General features: G+C 42.1%; 21 protein-coding genes. 20 read left to right on the top strand and 1 reads right to left on the bottom strand.

Annotated features, from left to right (window positions below; genetic code table 11):
- The first annotated feature begins 8 nt into the window (after positions 1 to 8).
- The 18 genes from QM454_RS14150 (at position 9) to QM454_RS14065 (ending at position 16086) form a co-directional block, all read left to right on the top strand.
- Entirely contained in the window at positions 9 to 704 is a 696-nt protein-coding gene (locus tag QM454_RS14150; RefSeq protein ID WP_432359065.1) for a demethylmenaquinone methyltransferase, read from the top strand.
- Positions 705 to 729: 25 nt separating this feature from the next.
- Positions 730 to 1704, top strand: coding sequence for a polyprenyl synthetase family protein (locus QM454_RS14145; RefSeq protein ID WP_432359063.1), 975 nt, complete (start codon positions 730 to 732; stop codon positions 1702 to 1704).
- An 88-nt stretch (positions 1705 to 1792) separates the two neighbouring features.
- Positions 1793 to 2239, top strand: a complete 447-nt coding sequence (ndk, locus tag QM454_RS14140) for a nucleoside-diphosphate kinase (protein ID WP_239429978.1) — start codon at positions 1793 to 1795, stop codon at positions 2237 to 2239.
- A gap of 631 nt (positions 2240 to 2870) precedes the next feature.
- Positions 2871 to 3641 carry a CheR family methyltransferase gene (locus QM454_RS14135; RefSeq protein WP_432359061.1) on the top strand — a complete coding sequence of 257 codons (771 nt, stop codon included), beginning with the start codon at positions 2871 to 2873 and terminating at the stop codon, positions 3639 to 3641.
- A 153-nt stretch (positions 3642 to 3794) separates the two neighbouring features.
- Positions 3795 to 4976: a chorismate synthase gene (aroC, locus tag QM454_RS14130; protein ID WP_432359059.1), complete on the top strand. Its 1182-nt coding sequence runs from the start codon at positions 3795 to 3797 to the stop codon at positions 4974 to 4976.
- Position 4977: 1 nt separating this feature from the next.
- A complete protein-coding gene (gene aroB / locus QM454_RS14125; RefSeq protein WP_432359057.1) occupies positions 4978 to 6084 on the top strand; it encodes a 3-dehydroquinate synthase in 1107 nt (368 codons plus the stop codon).
- Positions 6081 to 6446: a chorismate mutase gene (gene aroH / locus QM454_RS14120; RefSeq protein ID WP_432359055.1), complete on the top strand. Its 366-nt coding sequence runs from the start codon at positions 6081 to 6083 to the stop codon at positions 6444 to 6446. Before aroB ends, aroH begins: the two co-directional genes overlap by 4 nt.
- 26 nt (positions 6447 to 6472) lie before the next feature.
- Complete coding sequence (gene hisC / locus QM454_RS14115) at positions 6473 to 7567, top strand: histidinol-phosphate transaminase (protein WP_432359053.1); 1095 nt, start codon at positions 6473 to 6475, stop codon at positions 7565 to 7567.
- A 2-nt stretch (positions 7568 to 7569) separates the two neighbouring features.
- On the top strand, positions 7570 to 8685 hold the full coding sequence (locus QM454_RS14110; RefSeq protein ID WP_432359051.1) for a prephenate dehydrogenase: 1116 nt from the start codon (positions 7570 to 7572) through the stop codon (positions 8683 to 8685).
- Between the two features lie 15 nt (positions 8686 to 8700).
- Positions 8701 to 10008: a 3-phosphoshikimate 1-carboxyvinyltransferase gene (aroA, locus tag QM454_RS14105; RefSeq protein ID WP_432359049.1), complete on the top strand. Its 1308-nt coding sequence runs from the start codon at positions 8701 to 8703 to the stop codon at positions 10006 to 10008.
- 42 nt (positions 10009 to 10050) lie between these two features.
- Positions 10051 to 11313, top strand: coding sequence for a tetratricopeptide repeat protein (locus tag QM454_RS14100; protein ID WP_432359047.1), 1263 nt, complete (start codon positions 10051 to 10053; stop codon positions 11311 to 11313).
- Position 11314: 1 nt separating this feature from the next.
- Positions 11315 to 11866, top strand: coding sequence for a ReoY family proteolytic degradation factor (locus tag QM454_RS14095; protein WP_432359045.1), 552 nt, complete (start codon positions 11315 to 11317; stop codon positions 11864 to 11866).
- A 58-nt stretch (positions 11867 to 11924) separates the two neighbouring features.
- Positions 11925 to 12374: a DUF2487 family protein gene (locus tag QM454_RS14090; RefSeq protein WP_432359043.1), complete on the top strand. Its 450-nt coding sequence runs from the start codon at positions 11925 to 11927 to the stop codon at positions 12372 to 12374.
- 234 nt (positions 12375 to 12608) lie between these two features.
- Positions 12609 to 13115, top strand: a complete 507-nt coding sequence (locus tag QM454_RS14085; RefSeq protein WP_432364025.1) for a ubiquinol-cytochrome c reductase iron-sulfur subunit — start codon at positions 12609 to 12611, stop codon at positions 13113 to 13115.
- Between the two features lie 22 nt (positions 13116 to 13137).
- Positions 13138 to 13812, top strand: coding sequence for a menaquinol-cytochrome c reductase cytochrome b subunit (qcrB, locus tag QM454_RS14080; protein WP_432359042.1), 675 nt, complete (start codon positions 13138 to 13140; stop codon positions 13810 to 13812).
- 56 nt (positions 13813 to 13868) lie between these two features.
- Positions 13869 to 14636, top strand: coding sequence for a c-type cytochrome (locus QM454_RS14075; protein WP_432359040.1), 768 nt, complete (start codon positions 13869 to 13871; stop codon positions 14634 to 14636).
- Positions 14637 to 14743: 107 nt separating this feature from the next.
- Positions 14744 to 15352 (top strand): DUF1405 domain-containing protein, encoded by a 609-nt coding sequence (locus QM454_RS14070; RefSeq protein ID WP_432359038.1) that lies wholly within the window; start codon positions 14744 to 14746, stop codon positions 15350 to 15352.
- Positions 15353 to 15417: 65 nt separating this feature from the next.
- Complete coding sequence (locus tag QM454_RS14065; protein WP_432359036.1) at positions 15418 to 16086, top strand: zinc metallopeptidase; 669 nt, start codon at positions 15418 to 15420, stop codon at positions 16084 to 16086.
- A gap of 56 nt (positions 16087 to 16142) precedes the next feature.
- Here the strand turns inward: QM454_RS14065 and QM454_RS14060 are convergent, their stop codons facing one another.
- Entirely contained in the window at positions 16143 to 17015 is an 873-nt protein-coding gene (locus QM454_RS14060) for a YitT family protein (protein ID WP_432364023.1), read from the bottom strand.
- A 217-nt stretch (positions 17016 to 17232) separates the two neighbouring features.
- Between QM454_RS14060 and QM454_RS14055 the strand changes: the two genes are divergently transcribed.
- Positions 17233 to 17550: a nucleotide pyrophosphohydrolase gene (locus tag QM454_RS14055; RefSeq protein ID WP_432364021.1), complete on the top strand. Its 318-nt coding sequence runs from the start codon at positions 17233 to 17235 to the stop codon at positions 17548 to 17550.
- Positions 17550 to 18350, top strand: a complete 801-nt coding sequence (dapB, locus tag QM454_RS14050; protein ID WP_432359034.1) for a 4-hydroxy-tetrahydrodipicolinate reductase — start codon at positions 17550 to 17552, stop codon at positions 18348 to 18350. Before QM454_RS14055 ends, dapB begins: the two co-directional genes overlap by 1 nt.
- Positions 18351 to 18360 lie beyond the last annotated feature (10 nt).

Genomic DNA, 18360 nt, shown 5'->3' with positions numbered 1-18360 from the left:
GAAGACTTATGGGGACGTCCAAAGAAGAGAAAGTCCATCACGTCTTTGAGAAAATCGCTGATGATTATGATAAGATGAATTCCGTTATTAGTTTCAACCAACATAAAAAATGGCGAACTGATATGATGAACCGGATGAATGTCAAAAAAGGATCCCGTGCATTAGACGTTTGCTGTGGCACTGCAGATTGGACGATTGCATTGGCTGAGGCAGTCGGACCGGATGGGAATGTGACAGGACTTGATTTCAGTGAAAGTATGCTTGCATCTGGAAGACCTAAAGTCGCCAACTATCATATGGTTAATTTAATTCAGGGAAATGCAATGAAATTACCTTTCCCTGATAATAGTTTTGATTATGTAACAATTGGCTTTGGACTACGAAATGTACCTGATTATGGACAAGTTCTGAAAGAGATGAACCGTGTACTCAAGCCAGGCGGAATGGCTGCTTGCTTAGAGACTTCACAATCCGAAATTCCGGTATATCGCCAATTGTTTCGATTTTATTTCAAATTCATTATGCCGTTATTTGGAAAGCTTTTCGCAAAAAGCTATGAAGAGTATTCTTGGCTTCAACAATCAGCGGACGATTTCCCTGGAACGAAAGAGCTTGCCCAGATGTTCGTAGATGCCGGCTTCCGGGAAGTGTCCTATAAGAAATATAGCGGTGGGGCTGCAGCAGGGCATATCGCATTCAAATAATTGCATGTAGGGGAAGGTAATCGTCTTGGAGAAATTGAAGTTAATGTCGCTTTACGCAAATTTCCGAAAGGATCTATCATTTATCGAAAAGGAACTTGAGCGATCTGTCGACTCCTCTTCCCCGGTCATTCGGCAAGCCTCTCTTCTGTTACTTAGGGCAGGCGGAAAAAGGATACGTCCCATATTTGTTATCCTTTCGTCCAAATTCGGTGAATATTCCATAGAAAATGTGGCGAAAGTGGCAGTATCTTTAGAATTAATCCACATGGCATCCCTTGTTCACGATGATGTCATCGATAATTCTGATTTCCGCAGAGGGTTTGAAACGGTGAAGGCTAGATGGAATAACCGGATAGCGATGTACACCGGCGACTATATTTTTTCGCGTGCACTCGTATCTATCGGAGAAATCGAAATTCCGGCTGTTCACGAATTGCTTGCAGAAACGATGCTCGAAATTTGTAAAGGTGAAATTATCCAGTTTGAGTACCAACAAAAAACGGATCAAACATTTCGGGATTATTTGCGACGCATTAAGAGGAAAACGGCATTATTACTTTCATCCAGCTGTGAATTGGGCGCTCTCGTTTCCAACGCGAGTCCTGACGTCGTTAGCAAGCTAAAAAGATTCGGCTATTTTGCAGGAATGGCGTTCCAAATCGTAGATGACATTCTCGATATTACTTCGACAGATGAAAAGCTTGGCAAGCCAGCTGGTAGCGACTTGTTGAATGGTCATTTAACATTGCCGACACTATACATAAAAGATGAACCCGAATTTCAACCATTCTTGAATCGCTCATTTGACGGTACACTAACTGAAGATGAACGAAGTAAGATGCTCACTTACATACGTCAATCCGGTGCAATCGAAAAATCGCAACAAGTTAGCGATATGTACTTAAGAAAAGCAATTGCGGAAGTGGAGTCCTTACCGGAAAACGACGCGAAAGAGGCGTTTCTGCAAATTGCGGACTTCCTCGGAAAAAGAAAGTTCTGAGCATTGGGTTGTCAGTTGAAAGATTGTGATCCGAGTGGTACGATCAGTAAGGATAAAATTCCATACATACGTGAAGGAGTGTTTATAAATGGAAAAAACATTTTTAATGGTTAAACCTGATGGTGTTCAACGTAATTTGATCGGTGAAATTGTTAGCCGTTTCGAAAGCAAAGGTTTCACATTAGTTGGCGGTAAATTGATGCAAATTAGCCAAGAGCTAGCTGAGCAACATTACGGCGAACATAAGGAGCGCCCATTCTTTGGGGAGCTTGTAGACTTCATTACTTCTGGACCAGTTTTCGCAATGGTTTGGGAAGGTGAAAACGTTATTTCGACAGCACGCTTGATGATGGGTGCGACAAATCCAAAAGAATCTGCTCCTGGAACAATCCGTGGCGATTTCGCAGTGACTGTTGGTAAAAACATCATCCACGGTTCAGACTCACCTGAATCTGCAGTTCGTGAAATCAATTTGTTCTTCAAAGAAGAAGAGCTTGTCAGCTATGACAAATCAATCGTAAGCTGGATTAACTAATCAGCATCTCTCAAGCAGCCTCGCAATCAAACGCGAGGCTGTTTTTGTTTAAAGTAAAACACAATCAGATATAGCCTATAACTTAGGTAGTTGCTTTCCGTTCCAGCACTCGCTTTCCGCGGGCGTTGCCTTAGCCTCCTCGTCGCTTCGCTCCTGCGGGGTCTTCGGCTAACGCTTTTCCCGCAGGAGTCTCGCGCTTGCACTCCAAGCAACTACAGCTACTTAAATAGTAAGTAAAAGACAAAAGATTACCTGAGTAGTCTTGGAAGGATACTCGCTATATTATCTTGGATATTATTTTAATAATATTTTTTATTTTAATTTCTAATTGAAGGATTGAAGCGAAAGACGGCGACTCCGGGGGGATTAGCGAACGCCGTTACGAAGAACGGCGTTTGCGAGCACAAGCGCAGCGTTGCGAGCAGAATGAGACTGCCTTAATTTCTGCAAAAGTCGCAGAAATACGGCAAATCGAACCCTTCGCTGTTCGATTGGAAAGCGTCCGCCTGTAGCGGAAATCCTGTCTTCAGGATCTAAGTATCTATGTCTAAATGAAGACACATTTGGAAATTTCACATTTAGCGGCTTCTTTCCGGTATAATAAGTGAAAAGATTACAAGGGGGACTGTTCATGTCTGACTACATCGATTTCATATCAAAAATAAAGAAAAAGACTGGAATCGACTTATCGTTATACAAGGAAGCCCAAATGAAAAGAAGGCTCACATCCCTTTATGAAAAAAGGGGATTCCGAAATTTTTTAGACTATTATACAGCTATACATAACGACAGCGACCTCCTACACGAATTTCTTGACAGGATGACAATCAATGTTTCGGAATTTTACCGGAACGCACAACGATGGGAAGTTCTTGAGAAGAAAATATTCCCTATGCTACTGGAGAAAAACAAAAAGCTAAAGATTTGGAGTGCCGCCTGTTCGACTGGGGAAGAACCTTACTCCATTGCTATGGTCCTCTCCTCCCACGTACCGCTGAGGGATATATCGATCTTAGCGACGGATCTTGACGCAGGTGTATTGGAGCGTGCCAAGGTCGGGCTTTATCCGGAAAGGTCATTGAAAGAAGTTCCGAAAAATATTTTAGACAAGTACTTTGTCAATGAAGGTCAACATTACCAAGTGAAAGATGAAATCAAAAAGACAGTCCAGTTTAAACAACAAAATTTATTAGGCGATCCGTACGGTTCAGGTTTTGATTTAATCGTGTGCCGGAACGTGATGATCTATTTCACGGAAGAGGCGAAAGACCAAATCTACTCCGATTTTTCAAAAGCGCTCAACCAAGGCGGGATTCTTTTCGTTGGTAGCACCGAACAAATTTTCAACCCGTCGAAATACGGGTTTGAATCAGTAGAGACTTTCTTTTATAGAAAGCTTTGAGTAAATGGATATTTGTTGAATTTATCCTTGAAATCCGGAGATATTCCGGATTTTTTTGATAGTAGCTATAGTCAAAATTGTTTTAGTTTGATAAAGTGCTATGAAACGGATGTTTAATCCATCCTTAAGAAAAGAGATAAAGGAGGAAATAAAATGAGGTTTTTCACAGCTGGCGAATCACATGGACCACAATTGACAGCCATTATAGAAGGATTGCCCGCACAAATGCCGTTAACGGCAGAAATGATTAACGATGAATTGAAAAGGCGTCAAGGCGGACATGGGCGCGGACGTCGAATGCAAATTGAAAAAGATCAAGTAATTATCACATCTGGAGTAAGACATGGGAAAACGCTCGGGTCTCCCGTGACACTAACGGTTGTCAATGATGATTGGAAGCATTGGACGAGCATTATGGGAGTCGAACCGTTAGCGGATGATGTGAATCCCGAAGATATTAAAAGACAAATAACGAGACCAAGACCAGGCCATGCGGATCTTGTCGGTGGTATGAAGTACGGACACCGCGATCTGCGAAACGTTCTAGAAAGATCTTCGGCAAGAGAAACGACAATGCGTGTGGCAATAGGCGCAGTAGCAAAACAGTTCCTCCGTCAATTAAACATCTTTACAGTAGCACACGTGACGGAAATTGGTGGAATTACAACAGATCCTGACACCTATGCTGAATTAACGATAGATAAACTAAGAAACATTATTGAGGCTGATCCAGTCTACTGTGCGGACAAGGATGCGTCTGTCCGGATGGTGAATGCCATCGATGAAATTAAAGGGCGTGGAGACACACTTGGTGGAGTCGTTGAAGTCATTGTGGAAGGTTGCCCTCCTGGAATCGGTAGCTATGTCCAGTTCGATCGTAAAATGGATGGAAAGCTTGCGAGTGCGATGATGAGCATTAATGCATTTAAAGGAGTTGAGTTTGGATTAGGCTTTAAAATGGCTCAAAAACCTGGTAGTGAGGTCCATGACGAGATTGCATGGTCAGAAGAACTAGGCTATTACCGTAAGTCAAATCGTCTCGGTGGACTAGAAGGTGGCATGACGACAGGTATGCCGATTGTTATCCGAGGTGTTATGAAGCCAATCCCAACGTTGTATAAGCCACTTGAGAGTGTGGATATTGATACGAAAGAGCCGTTTGTTGCGACAATTGAGCGATCAGATCCTTGTGCTGTACCGGCGGCTTCCGTTGTTGCGGAGCATGTCATTGCAACAGAAATCGCAAAGGCGATTATGGAGGAGTTTCGTTCAGATACGATGGATAACTTGAAAGAAGAAGTCGAGCGGTACCGACAATATGTAAAGGAGTTCTAATATGGGGAAACTGACCGTTCAATTGCCTGATGCGCACTATGATGTACATATCGGTGAACATGTATACGATTTGTTTTTATCCGACTATAACAGCTTATTGCAAAGCGCCGATCGGGTAGGCATTATCGCTGATGAACAAGCTGCTCACTTGCACTTGCCTGTTCTGATTGATGCGTTACGAAAAGCTGGTGTTGTACCTATAGTCAAACTCGTTCCTCCAGGGGAAAAATGCAAAACAGGGGAAGTCTACTTTGAATGCCAATCTTATTTAGTACAAGAGAATTTCACTCGAAACTCCCTTTTAATCGCGTTCGGGGGAGGGGCTTGTGGTGATTTAACAGGATTCGTCGCTGCTACTTATATGAGAGGGATTAGATTTGTTCAGTGTCCTACGACGATTCTAGCCCACGATAGTGCAGTAGGCGGAAAAACTGCCATTAATCTTCCGGAAGGGAAAAATATGGTCGGCTCATTCCATCAGCCATCAGCTGTACTTATGAATACGAAGCTTTTATCGACATTGCCTCCACGTGAAGTTCGTTCCGGCATGGCGGAATTAATTAAACATGCGTTTATTTCCGATGCACGTTGGGCTGAATTATTGCTAGCAGAAGAAAACTTTTCAAATCCAACAGAAGAATGGCTATGTGCAGAGCTTTTAAAAGGAATTCAAGTAAAGGCGAATATCGTTGCGGAAGATGAATTTGAGCACTCGACAAGAAAGTTCTTAAACTTCGGCCATACATTCGGCCACTCTGTAGAAGCCGTTTATAGTTTTGGTAAGCTAAGCCATGGGGAGTGCATTATGATTGGTATGGCTTTTAGCTTCATTCTAAGTGAACGTCACGGGAAGATCGAATCTTCCTTTACAAACCGCGTCATACAGTTCGCTCGAAAAAATGGATATACATTTACTCCGATATTAGAACATTCATTTACTAGATTCCTCAAATTTATGGAAACAGATAAAAAAGCTTCATTTGGCGAGATGAATTTCGTTATGTTGGAAAAGCTAGGCACACCATTTGTGAAAAAAGTTACAGCAAAGGAATGCGAACAGGTTTTTCTAGAATTGCAGAATAGAATAGAAAAGGAGGAGCGGTCATGACAGTACGGGGAATTAGGGGGGCAACTACCGTTGTTTCGGATCAACCAGATGTTGTACTTGAAGCAACAAGCTCATTGGTAATTGAAATGGCAAAAGAAAATGGAATAGTTCCTGAAGATATCGTTTCAGTCATCGTTTCCACTACTAGGGATATCGAATCGGCCTTTCCCGCTAAAGCGGTCAGGACAATCGATGGATGGAAATACGTACCGGTTATGTGTACGCATGAAATGGACGTTCCGGGCTCAATGCCGTTATGCATTCGCATTCTAATGCACGTCAACTCTCGTGCACACCAAAAGGATATAAAGCATATTTATCAAAATGAAGCAGTGAAGCTACGACCAGATTTGCAAAACTAAAAGACATGCAGACCGGAGGAATATATATGCAGTGGAAAAACGTACTATCTACGATGAAACCGTATAAACCAGGCAGATCGATTGAAGAGGTTAAAAAGACATATCGTTTGGACAATGTCGCAAAATTGGCTTCAAATGAAAATCCTTACGGTTGTTCTTCTACTGTTACCGAATTTTTAATGAGTGCAGCGCTACCATTTGAAATTTATCCTGATGGCCATGGTGCAACCCTTCGCACTAAACTGGCTAGAAAGCATGACGTAGAGGAGTCATCCATTCTCTTCGGAAACGGATCCGATGAAATTATCTCAATCATTTCACGCGCATTGCTTGATGAAAACGTTCATACAATTATGCCGACTCCGTCGTTTCCACAATACGCCCATAATGCGAAAATTGAAGGGGCGAATATTACCGAAATCCCTTTAAAGGATACATATCATGATTTGAACGATTTTATTGGCGCAATAAATGACCGGACTTCAATCATCTGGGTATGCAATCCGAACAATCCAACCGGAAGTCTCATTCCAAGTGATGAATTGGAAAGCTTCTTAGAACAAGTTCCAGAAAATATACTTGTCGTTTTAGATGAGGCGTATTTTGAATACGTGACCGACCCGGAGCACGTTGATTCAATAACACTTTTGGACCGTTTTCCTAACATCCTCGTATTGCGGACTTTCTCAAAAGCATATGGCTTAGCATCCTTTAGGATAGGGTATGCTGTCGGCTCATCCAAAATTATTACCGAGTTAAATAAAGTTCGGAACCCATTCAATAACAATACGCTCGCTGTAGCAGTAGCAAGCGAGGCGTTGGATGACGATGGATTCATCGAAAAGTGCCGTAAATTAAATGAAATACAAAGAGAACGTTACAAGTCATTCGCTTTTGAAACAGGACTCCATATGTTTGATTCTGAAACGAACTTTGTGTTGATGGAAGTGCCGACGGATGCAGATGAAGCTTCGGAGTTCCTCTTACAGCACGGCTACATCGTCAGAAGCGGAAATGCACTCGGAACGCCAGGGTTTGTCAGAATTACAATCGGATCGGAAGAGCAGAATACCGGGTTGCTCGAGGCGTTCACTCTTTTATTACAAGAAAAAGGTAGATAACAATGAATGAAAATGTTGCAATTATAGGTCTAGGTCTCATAGGTGGCTCCCTCGCGCTTGCAATAAAGCGGGGAGGCCGTAACATACATATAACGGGGTTTGACCGTTCATATGCAACTGCGGATGAAGCTTACCGCCGTGGTATTATTGACGCAATTGCACCTTCTGCAAAGGCGGCGTGCGAAAATGCTGATTACATCATTTTTGCGACACCTGTTAATACGACAATCGCGTTAATGGAAGAAGCATTGGAATGGACACTTAAAGAAAATGTCCTTCTGTCCGATACAGGAAGCACGAAAAAACCGATCATGCAAGCTGCTGAACGACTACGAGAAAAAGGGTTGACGTTCATCGGCGGGCATCCGATGGCCGGTTCCCATAAAAGTGGTATTGCTGCTGCGAAAGAGCATCTATTTGAAAATGCATACTATGTATTAACCCCTTGCGAAAATGCGAGTGCCGAACAAATTGAAAAGCTATCCAGTCTATTGGCACCTTCGAAAGGTAAAATCGTTTTATTGGATGCAGCTGAGCATGATCGGATGACAGCAATCGTAAGTCATTTCCCTCATATTATCGCTTCTTCACTCGTCGGCAGGCTCGCTGATCAGGAAAAAGATCAGCCATTCGTGAAAAATCTAGCTGCAGGTGGGTTTCGAGACCTAACCCGCATTGCATCGGCTGATCCTACAATGTGGCGGGACATTACGATTCAGAATCGAGAGGAACTACTTCGGCAATTGGACGGCTGGCTGCAGGAGATGCATTTAATTCGGTCGATGATCCTCGAAAATGATCCCGATCAAATATTCGGTTTCTTTGCCGAGGCGAAGGAATTTCGCGATCGATTGCCATCCACTTTCCAAGGCGCAATACAAGGTGCATTGTATATGACATTTGACTTGCATATCGACATCCCGGATCATCCTGGTATCATATCTGAAATCACAAAAATTCTTGCAGATGAACAAATTAGTATAACAAACATTCGGATTGTAGAAACTCGGACAGATGTGTATGGAATTCTTGTTATTAGTTTTCAGACTGCTGACGATCGGAAGAATGCAAGGGAAGTTCTTGAAAAAACAACAGATTACAGCATGCATATTCTTTAATAAGGGGGCATCATTATGGATGCAATAAAAACAGTTCACTACAACAAACCAAAACTAAAAGGGTCATTAAGAGTACCAGGAGACAAATCGATATCCCATCGCGCCATCATGTTAGCGTCGATTGCTCAAGGACGTACTGTAGTTAAAGGTTTCCTCGATGGAGAAGATTGTCTGCGGACAGTTGAGATATTTAAGAGATTAGGCGTATCTATCGAACGTAATGGAACTGATGTAGTAATCGATAGCCCCGGAATGGAAAATTGGACAAGCCCGACAAAAGAGCTGTATGCTGGCAATTCTGGGACAACAGCAAGATTGATGCTCGGAATATTGTCGGGCTCGAAAGTCACTTCTATATTAACTGGCGATGATTCATTGTCAAAGCGTCCGATGAAAAGAGTAACAACACCATTACATTCAATGGGAGCCGCGATTTCAGGTAAAGAGGGTGGAGATTTCCTTCCGCTTTCGATTGTCGGCTCGACGCTTGAAGGAATTGACTACAATATGCCTGTAGCGAGTGCGCAAGTGAAATCTGCCATTCTTTTCGCAGGACTGAATGCGAAAGGCGAAACAATTGTGAGAGAAACGACTGTTTCAAGAGACCATACGGAGCGTATGTTCGAACAATTTGGAGTGAAGCTTGAGCGGGATGGGAATATCGTGAAAATCCAAGGTGGTCAGTCATTGACAGGTGCTAATGTAAAAGTTCCTGGCGATATTTCCTCTGCAGCATTTTTCATGGCGGCCGCGGCTATGATAGAAGGAAGTGAAGTACAATTTGTTGATGTTGGGCTAAACCCAACGAGAACTGGGATTATCGAAGTATTACAACAAATGGGGGCGGAAGTTGAAATACTTGAAAAACATGGGGAGACAGGAGAACCTTATGGAGTAGTCAAAGTAACGCATTCCCGGTTGGAAGGAACAGAGATTAGTGGAGAGATCATTCCGACACTTATCGATGAATTGCCGATAATTGCGTTAATGGCGACTCAAGCAACAGGAAAGACAATTATCAAAGATGCCGCGGAACTCCGAGTCAAGGAAACGGACCGTATTGCCGCCGTCACAGATGAATTGACGAAGTTGGGTGCAAAAGTAGAGGCAACTGAAGATGGAATGATTATAGAAGGGCCGACCGCATTAGTAGGAGGGAAATTACAATCCTACGGTGACCATAGAATAGGGATGATGGCTGCCATTGCAGCATTGGTTTCAGATGGCCCCATCGAAATTAAAGATCCATCATGTATTAATATTTCCTATCCAGACTTCTTTGATCATTTGTCTCACCTCGTCTTAGCGCGCAATGAAGAATAATTTTCCTAGGGTATACAACATGAAGGAACAGGTGAAAATATGATGCAGTTACATGATTTTGAACAAGCGATACTCGATGGAAATATCGGGTTAATAAACGATTTAATTGACCGGGCGGAAAAAAGTGATGAGTTTGACCTGCTATACGAAGCGGCAGGCTTATTAATTAACTATGGGTATATTGGCCAAGCCGACCATATTTACGAAACGCTCATTTCTTATATGCCGGATGAACCTCAATTGAAGATTGACAGGGCGAATACATTGATGGAACTTGGCGATGAGGATGATGCACTGCTGCTTCTTTCGGAAATAACTCCCGAGCAAGAGGAATATACTCAGGCGCTTTTGGCGCTAGCTGATTATTATCAGATGATTGGCATGGCGGAGGCGGCAATTGAAAAGGTAAAAGAAGCCCTTTCAAGATTACCGTACGAGCCTGTTATCCGTTTTGCATATGCTGAGCTTTTGCTAGATGGAGGGAGATATCTTGAAGCGGCCAAGATATACGCTGAACTTTACAAAGAAGGCCATAATGAAATTGCAGGAACGGTAATTCCTCTGAGGCTCGCTGAAACGTATAGTGCAGGGGCTGCTTTTGAGGAATCTCTTCCATATTATGAGGAAGTTCTAAAAGACGAGCAGCTTCCAGACACTCTGTTCGGCGCTGCGTACGCTTATTATCAGAGCAATCAGCCGGAAAGGTCAATACGATTGCTTGATAATTTGATTGGAATGGATCCAGATTATTTCTCTGCTTATATGCTCGCTGGCCAAGTACATTCTCAATTGGGAGATGACGAGAAGGCTTATAAATTATTCGAGCAAGGCATTAAGCGTGATGAGTTTGATAAGGAACTCCGGTTGTCAGCAGGCAAAGTGGCATTAAAGCTCGGAATGCCCGATGAAGCTAAAGAGCATTTACAACATGCAATAGCGCTAGATCCCGAATATATAGACGCGATTGTCACACTTGCCTCGCTTTATAATGAAAAAGAAGAAGACGAAGAACTACTAAGATTGTTTGCAGATTTGCATGAAGGGCTAATGGATATTTCAATATTGTCTGCATTCAAAGCATACGCTTTGGAAAGAGAGGAACAATATGCACATGCATACGTATCTTACAGTAAGGCATATGCTGGAATGAAGGATGATCCATCTTTTTTGGATAAATACGCAAGGTTCCTATTGGATGAAGGAAAACAGGATGAAGCTATCGAAGTAGTTAAGACGTTGGCTAGCTTAACACAACATGAGGAATGGACCGCTTTTCTTGAAACGTTGAACGACGAGGAGGTGTGATATGACAGCCATTATTCCTGTCGCTGCCAAAAAAGACTTTGTGCGGTGGTTTTTAAAGCGCTATAAACTGAAGCGCCGGGAATGTGTGTGGATTCTGAATTATCTTCTAAGCCATGAACAACTTCTTCAAAACGTCCACTTTACGGATGAAGCACATTACTGTCCGCGGGCGATGGTGATCTCGACTATAAATTCAGAAAGCATTCCTTTCCGTTTTTATAAAGGCAATCTGATGACTGCTGATGCGGAAAAATCTTTTCATGACTTACGTCTCCATCCAGAGGAAAAAATGTATATTCAACTTAATTTTCCAAACAGCCATGCATGTCCGCAATATGCGAGTGTTCGTGAGGAAAATCCATTCCTTCCTGCAGAACTACAAGTGAGTGCACGTGATCGTAAGATTGCCGAGCGATTATTAGAGGAAAGTGTAGCCTCTATGTCTTTGGAATTGCTTATGAAGAGAGTCGATGAGGCGCTCGATGCGAATGACCGGGAACGATTTCTCATCCTATCTGCAATGTTGAACGAAATGAAGATTACAAAAGACTAATGACTCCGTCTTCTTGATGGAGTCATTTGTATGACTATTTTTAGGAGGCTCGTTATAAATGAATTGGACAGGTAAAGACATGGATACATATTTACTTCAAAAAGAGTATATTGATACATTAGTAGTTCCGCTAATAAAAGTAGAAACGAAGATAGATAATATGAAGTCAAGTGCTTCTTCAACTGAATTCATTATGCATTTAACTTCAATTATTGAAACTCAATTTAAAGGGAGAATGATGTTTGCGCCACCGTTTGCCTACACTTCATCAACAGACCAACAGCAAATGGCTCAAACAACTTTACGTGAATTTTCTGACACATCTTTCAAGCACGTTTTCTTCTTAACTACCGATCATGCTTGGAAGACGATAGAGTTACCTGGACAAGTCGTCTGGATGCCTTCCATTCCATTGGAAAACATGGATGCTGCTTTGAAACAATCTATTCTCGAGGATCAGCTCCGCCAAGTTTTACCCCTGTTTACAGAGCAATGGGCAAAGCAGTAAAGAGAAGTTTTCATTTGTTGTGAGACTTTCGACCTCCTCTTTGGAAAAATGATGACCGGGTGGTAATGACTGGCATATGTGAACAATTCATGAATTCTTCACACAATCTATATATACAGCTGCTAGCATGATTGAATTTACTACAAAATTGATATATTATAGATATGTCCTAGTTTTACAATTTGCAAAAGTATGTCCGTTTGTTGGACTGATTTTGGAGTAAGAGGAGGGAAACTGATGAGCAGCAAAGTGTCTAGACGCCAATTCCTGAGCTATACATTAATGGGTGTCGGTGGATTCATGATTTCAGCTACGGTGATGCCGATGGTCCGCTTTGCGGTTGATCCAGTATTGCAACCAAAAGGTGAAGGAGATTTTATTCCGACATCACAAAGGGTGGACAAGTTAACAGAAACACCTGTCCGTGTTGACTTTACGATTAAAGATCGTAAAGACGCATGGTACAAATCTGATGTATCGAGTACCGCATGGGTCTATAAAGAAGGCGAAGAGGTCATCGCACTTTCTCCTGTCTGTAAACACCTTGGATGTACGGTGAACTGGGAAGGTGACGAGAAGTATAAGAACGAATTCTTCTGTCCTTGCCATGATGGGCGTTATAAGAAAAACGGTAAAAACATCCCGGGCTCTCCGCCACTCGGACCACTTGATGAGTTTGTAGTAGAAATTGTGGATGGTTATGTCCATCTAGGAAAAACAGTTCCAAACACATTAGTTTAATAGGTAAGGGGGTACGACCGAAGTGCTAAATAAAATTTATGACTGGGTTGACGAACGGTTGGATATCACCCCGATTTGGCGGGATATCGCTGACCATGAAGTACCTGAGCACGTAAACCCTGCACATCATTTTTCTGCATTCATTTATTGTTTCGGAGGTTTGACGTTTTTCGTAACGGTCATCCAGATTCTTTCAGGAATGTTCCTTACAATGTATTATACCCCGGATATTGAAAATGCATGGAAATCCGTTTACTATCTTCAAAATGAAGTTGCATTCGGTGAAATTGTGCGTGGGATGCACCACTGGGGAGCGTCTCTTGTTATCGTTATGATGTTCTTGCATACGCTACGTGTATTCTTTACAGGCTCGTATAAAAAGCCGCGTGAATTGAACTGGGTTGTCGGAGTGTTAATTTTCGTAACGATGTTAGGTCTTGGATTCACAGGTTACTTATTGCCATGGGATATGAAAGCATTGTTTGCAACTAAAGTAGGTATTGAAATTGCTGCATCGGTACCATTTATCGGTGAGCAAATTAAAATCCTTCTAGCGGGCGACTCTGAGATTCTAGGCGCGCAAACATTGACACGATTTTTTGCTATTCATGTATTTTTCCTACCAGCTGCGTTACTTGGGTTGTTAGCAGCACACTTTATCATGATCAGAAGACAAGGAATTTCCGGTCCGCTATAAGATCCTCATCCGAAATGATGCGGATTTGTCTGAAATTAGAATAAGGAGGGGACAAAATGCAACGCGGAAAAGGTATGAAATTTGTCGGTGACTCGCGCATCAAAGCAGAAGGCAAGATGCCGAATGTCCCTAAAGATTACTCGGAATATCCGGGTAAAACAGAAGCATTCTGGCCGAACTTCCTCTTGAAAGAGTGGATCATCGGTGCAATCTTCCTAATCGGATATTTAATTCTGACAGTTGCCCATCCGTCTCCGCTTGAGCGTCAAGCAGATCCTACGGATACAACATACATACCGGTACCAGACTGGTATTTCTTATCCATGTACCAATTGCTAAAATATGAGTTCGCATCCGGACCGTATAACGTCATCGGAGCGATTGTCATGCCTGGATTGGCAATTGGAGCTTTAATGCTTGTTCCTTTCATGGATACATCGAAAGAGCGTCGTCCATTTAAACGCCCTCTTCCGACTGCTTTTATGCTACTTGCGTTTGCAGCTCTTTTCTATTTAACATGGGAGTCTGTCGTGAACCATGACTGGGAAAAAGCGGCAGCACAAGGAGCGATTCGTGAAGAAATTCAATTTGATCCGGAGTCAGAAGGCTATCAGATTTACGCAAGCTCTTCATGTATTAGCTGTCATGGAGATGCGTTCCAAGGCGGCTTAGGTCCGACACTAGGAAACACAGGCCTTTCAGCTGATGAAATTGTAGATATTGCACATAATGGTATTAACACTATGCCTGCGAACACATGGGATGGTACCGAGGAAGATTTACAAATTCTCGCAGAATTCCTTGAAGGTTTAGGTGCAAAGTAATACACTATAAAAAAGAGTCAGTTGGACTGACTCTTTTTTTGCAACTTATAATACATACAAGGTAACAGAAACTACTGAATAACATACTGTTTTTTGGGGAGATAGCCATGATTTCTATATTCAATCGTATTTGGTTTTTATTATCACATAAATCATTTCTTTGGCTTCTATTATTCGTTAATATACTTGGGACGGTGTACGGATACGATTGGTATATGTGGCAATTAAAATTGACAGAGCCGATTTTTTGGATTTTTGTTCCTGATAGCCCTACAGCAAGCTTGTTCTTTTTGCTTGCAATTATCGGCTGGTTAATTGGCAGGAATTTCAAATTAATTGAAGCGCTTGCACTTATTACGCTCGTTAAATATGGATTATGGGCAGTTGTCATGAATCTGCTCACACTGTATGAAACAGGGTCCATTGGGTGGGTCGGATGGATGCTCATCGGATCCCATTTTGCGATGGCGGTACAAGCTGTTCTTTATAGCCCGCTGTACCGATTCAGCTTTAGACATATTGTCATTGCTGGAATTTGGACATTGCATAACGATGTGATTGATTACGTATTCGGTCAAATGCCGATTTACTATGATTTGATGAAACATATGGATAAAATCGGTTACTTTACATTTTGGCTCTCTATTATGTGCATCGTCTTAGCATATGCTTTATTCGACATACGAAAAAAACGGAATACCGTTATTGTACAATAGCAAAAACTTGCGGTTACTGAATACCCGTTATAAAATAGAAAAAGAGAAAAAGGGAGGGGTCTGTATTGTTTTTAATTTACCTGGGTATTATTATTTTGCTTCCGTTATATGCCCAATTCAAAGTTAAAAGTACGTATAAAAAATATTCAAAAGTGTACTCAACTTCTGGGATGACGGGTGCACAAGTAGCACGTCTAATCTTAGATCGTAATGGTTTGCAAAATGTAAAAGTTGTTGAAACTGAAGGGTTTCTAAGTGATCACTATAACCCTTTGACGAAAACAGTAGCTTTATCATCACATAACTATCATGAAGCATCTGTAGCGGGAACTGCTGTAGCTGCACACGAAGTCGGTCACGCGATTCAGGATGCAGAAGCTTATTCGTTTTTACGTTTCCGCCATCGTTTAGCTCCAGTCGCTAATATTACATCCAATGCTTCATGGATTTTCATCATTATCGGTATTCTTGCTTCAAGCTTGAATTTCATGCTTGGAATTGGTATTGCGTTAATGGCAGTTGGTGTCTTGTTCCAAATTGTTACACTGCCTGTGGAGTTTAACGCATCCACCCGTGCAATGAACCAAATCGTTGAGCTTGGGGTTATCCGAAATGAAGAGGAGCCACACGCGAAGAAAGTGTTGAGCGCTGCTGCAATGACATATGTTGCTGCTACGGCAGTTGCGGTTCTTGAATTGGTTCGCCTTATCCTTATTTTTACGAACAGGGACTAATAATAAAACCCGACCGATGCACGGTCGGGTTTTTATATAGTTGTAATTGCGTTCGTTCAATGATCCAAAGGCCTTTTCTGGTCGTCAAGTGTAAAGCCTTCACCTAACACATCATGCACGTCCGTCACCGATACAAAAGCATGTGGGTCAATTGACGTGACAATATTTTTCAAGCGTATCAATTCATTTTTTCCGACTACACAATATAATATTTTACGGTCTGATTTCGTGAAATGACCATATCCTCTGAAAACAGTAACGCCACGTTCCATTTCCATCGTTATCGTGGAGGCAATTTCATCTTGGGCTTCTGAAATGATGAAAGCTCCTCTTGCGGCGTAAGCACCTTCTTGTACAAAGTCGATAACGCGTGCGCCAACGAACAGCGCAACGAGGGTATACATCATGGACCGGTGATCTAAGTAAACCGCCCATGATAGCAAAATGACTAACGCGTCAAACATAAACATTGTCTTTCCCATGCTCCAGCCTATGTACTTATGCGCTAAACGTGCGATAATATCTACACCGCCGGTTGTTCCACCATACCGGAAAATAATGCCGAGTCCAATACCGATAAAAACACCTGCAAAAAGTGCGACAAGAAACATGTCGCCTTCCAATTGGATGTTGAATTGATATTTCATAAAAACTTTCAGGAAGACAGAAACGGCAACGGTTCCGATAATCGTATAAATGAAAACCCTTTTTCCTAACAGTTTCCATCCGATTATAAACATCGGAATGTTCAGCAAGAGGTTCATGATGGCGGGATCCCAGTTGAAAGCAAACAAGAGGATAAGTGTAATACCTGTAAATCCGCCTTCCGCTAGCTCGTGTTGAATATTAAAATGTACAAGACCAAAACTGAAAATAGCGGCGCCTAGGATGATGAAAAAGATGTTTTTAAATTTTATTCCACTTAGCAAATGATGACCACCTTTCTTCGTGACGTCTAGACTCCGGGTGGCAACTGCTCGGGTCATAAGTCAGCTCTGCTGCACGGCAAAGTTCGCCGTTTCGCAGATCCGCCTTATGCCTGTCGCAGTTAACCGCCACCCTTCGCTTTTGTCTTTGACAATAGTTCTATGAATGAATACGATAACAAATGAAGGAGATAGAAGCAAATTGGAACAAGCTAAAACGATGAGAAGCTTGCAAGATGAAGTCCATGCATATATATCGGGCTTTGAAGAAGGATACTTCCCTCCGATGGAAATGTTGGCTCGGCTTACAGAAGAACTCGGCGAACTTTCGAGGGAAGTGCAGCATGTGTATGGAATGAAAAAGAAAAAGGATACCGAAGAAAGTAAATCATTAGAAGAAGAGACAGGTGATTTGCTTTTTGTCCTTATCTGTTTTGCAAATTCACAAGGAATTAGCCTAGATGAAGCATTGTTGGGCGTACTGAATAAATTTAAAGATCGTGACGCAGATCGATGGACGAAAAAGGAGGAATTTTGATGAAAATAAAAGTAGCCATTGCAGGGGCCCGTGGAAGAATGGGGGCTACAGCAATTGAAGCAATCGAAGCGGCAAATGATGTGGAAGTGGTAGCTGCTCTTGATTATAAATACGATGGTTTGCATTTACATAACGGTGTCATCAATGAAGATAAACAAGGGATTCCGATTTATACATCTCTTTCAAACCTTTATGCAGAGAACCAACCGTCAGTGTTATTAGATGTAACTGATCCAGATGCTGTTTTCAATAATGTGAAGACTGCTTTGTCGCTTGGTGTACATCCGGTTGTCGGCACGTCGGGTTTAACGAAGCATGAGTTAGATTCTATTTTTAATTTGGTGGAATCGACACAAATTGGTGGAATCATTGCTCCAAACTTTTCAATCGGCGCGGTTCTTATGATGAAATTTGCAGCACAGGCAGCCCGCTATTTGGGAGATGTAGAGATTATTGAAATGCATCATGACCGAAAACTAGATGCACCATCCGGAACCGCCGTGAAAACTGCCGAAATGATCAAAGAAAACAGACCATCGCATATACAAGGGCATCCCGATGAGCAAGTCCATTTAGATGGTGCGCGTGGAGCTGACGTTGAAGGAATGAAAATTCATAGTGTGCGATTGCCAGGGCTACTTGCCCATCAACAAGTTCTTCTCGGAGGTGAAGGGGAATTATTAACTTTACGTCACGATTCATTTGACAGAAAAAGTTTTATGCCAGGAATTATTATGGCAATTCGAGAAGTAATTGGTCGAAAAGACCTCATCTATGGATTGGAAAATATTATTGATTAACGTTTTCGAA

Origin of the sequence: Sporosarcina sp. UB5 (genome assembly GCF_050859005.1) — a bacterium.
Lineage (GTDB): Bacteria > Bacillota > Bacilli > Bacillales_A > Planococcaceae > Sporosarcina.
The sequence above is the reverse complement of the archived record's forward strand: the minus strand, read 5'-3'. Positions and strand labels throughout refer to the sequence as shown.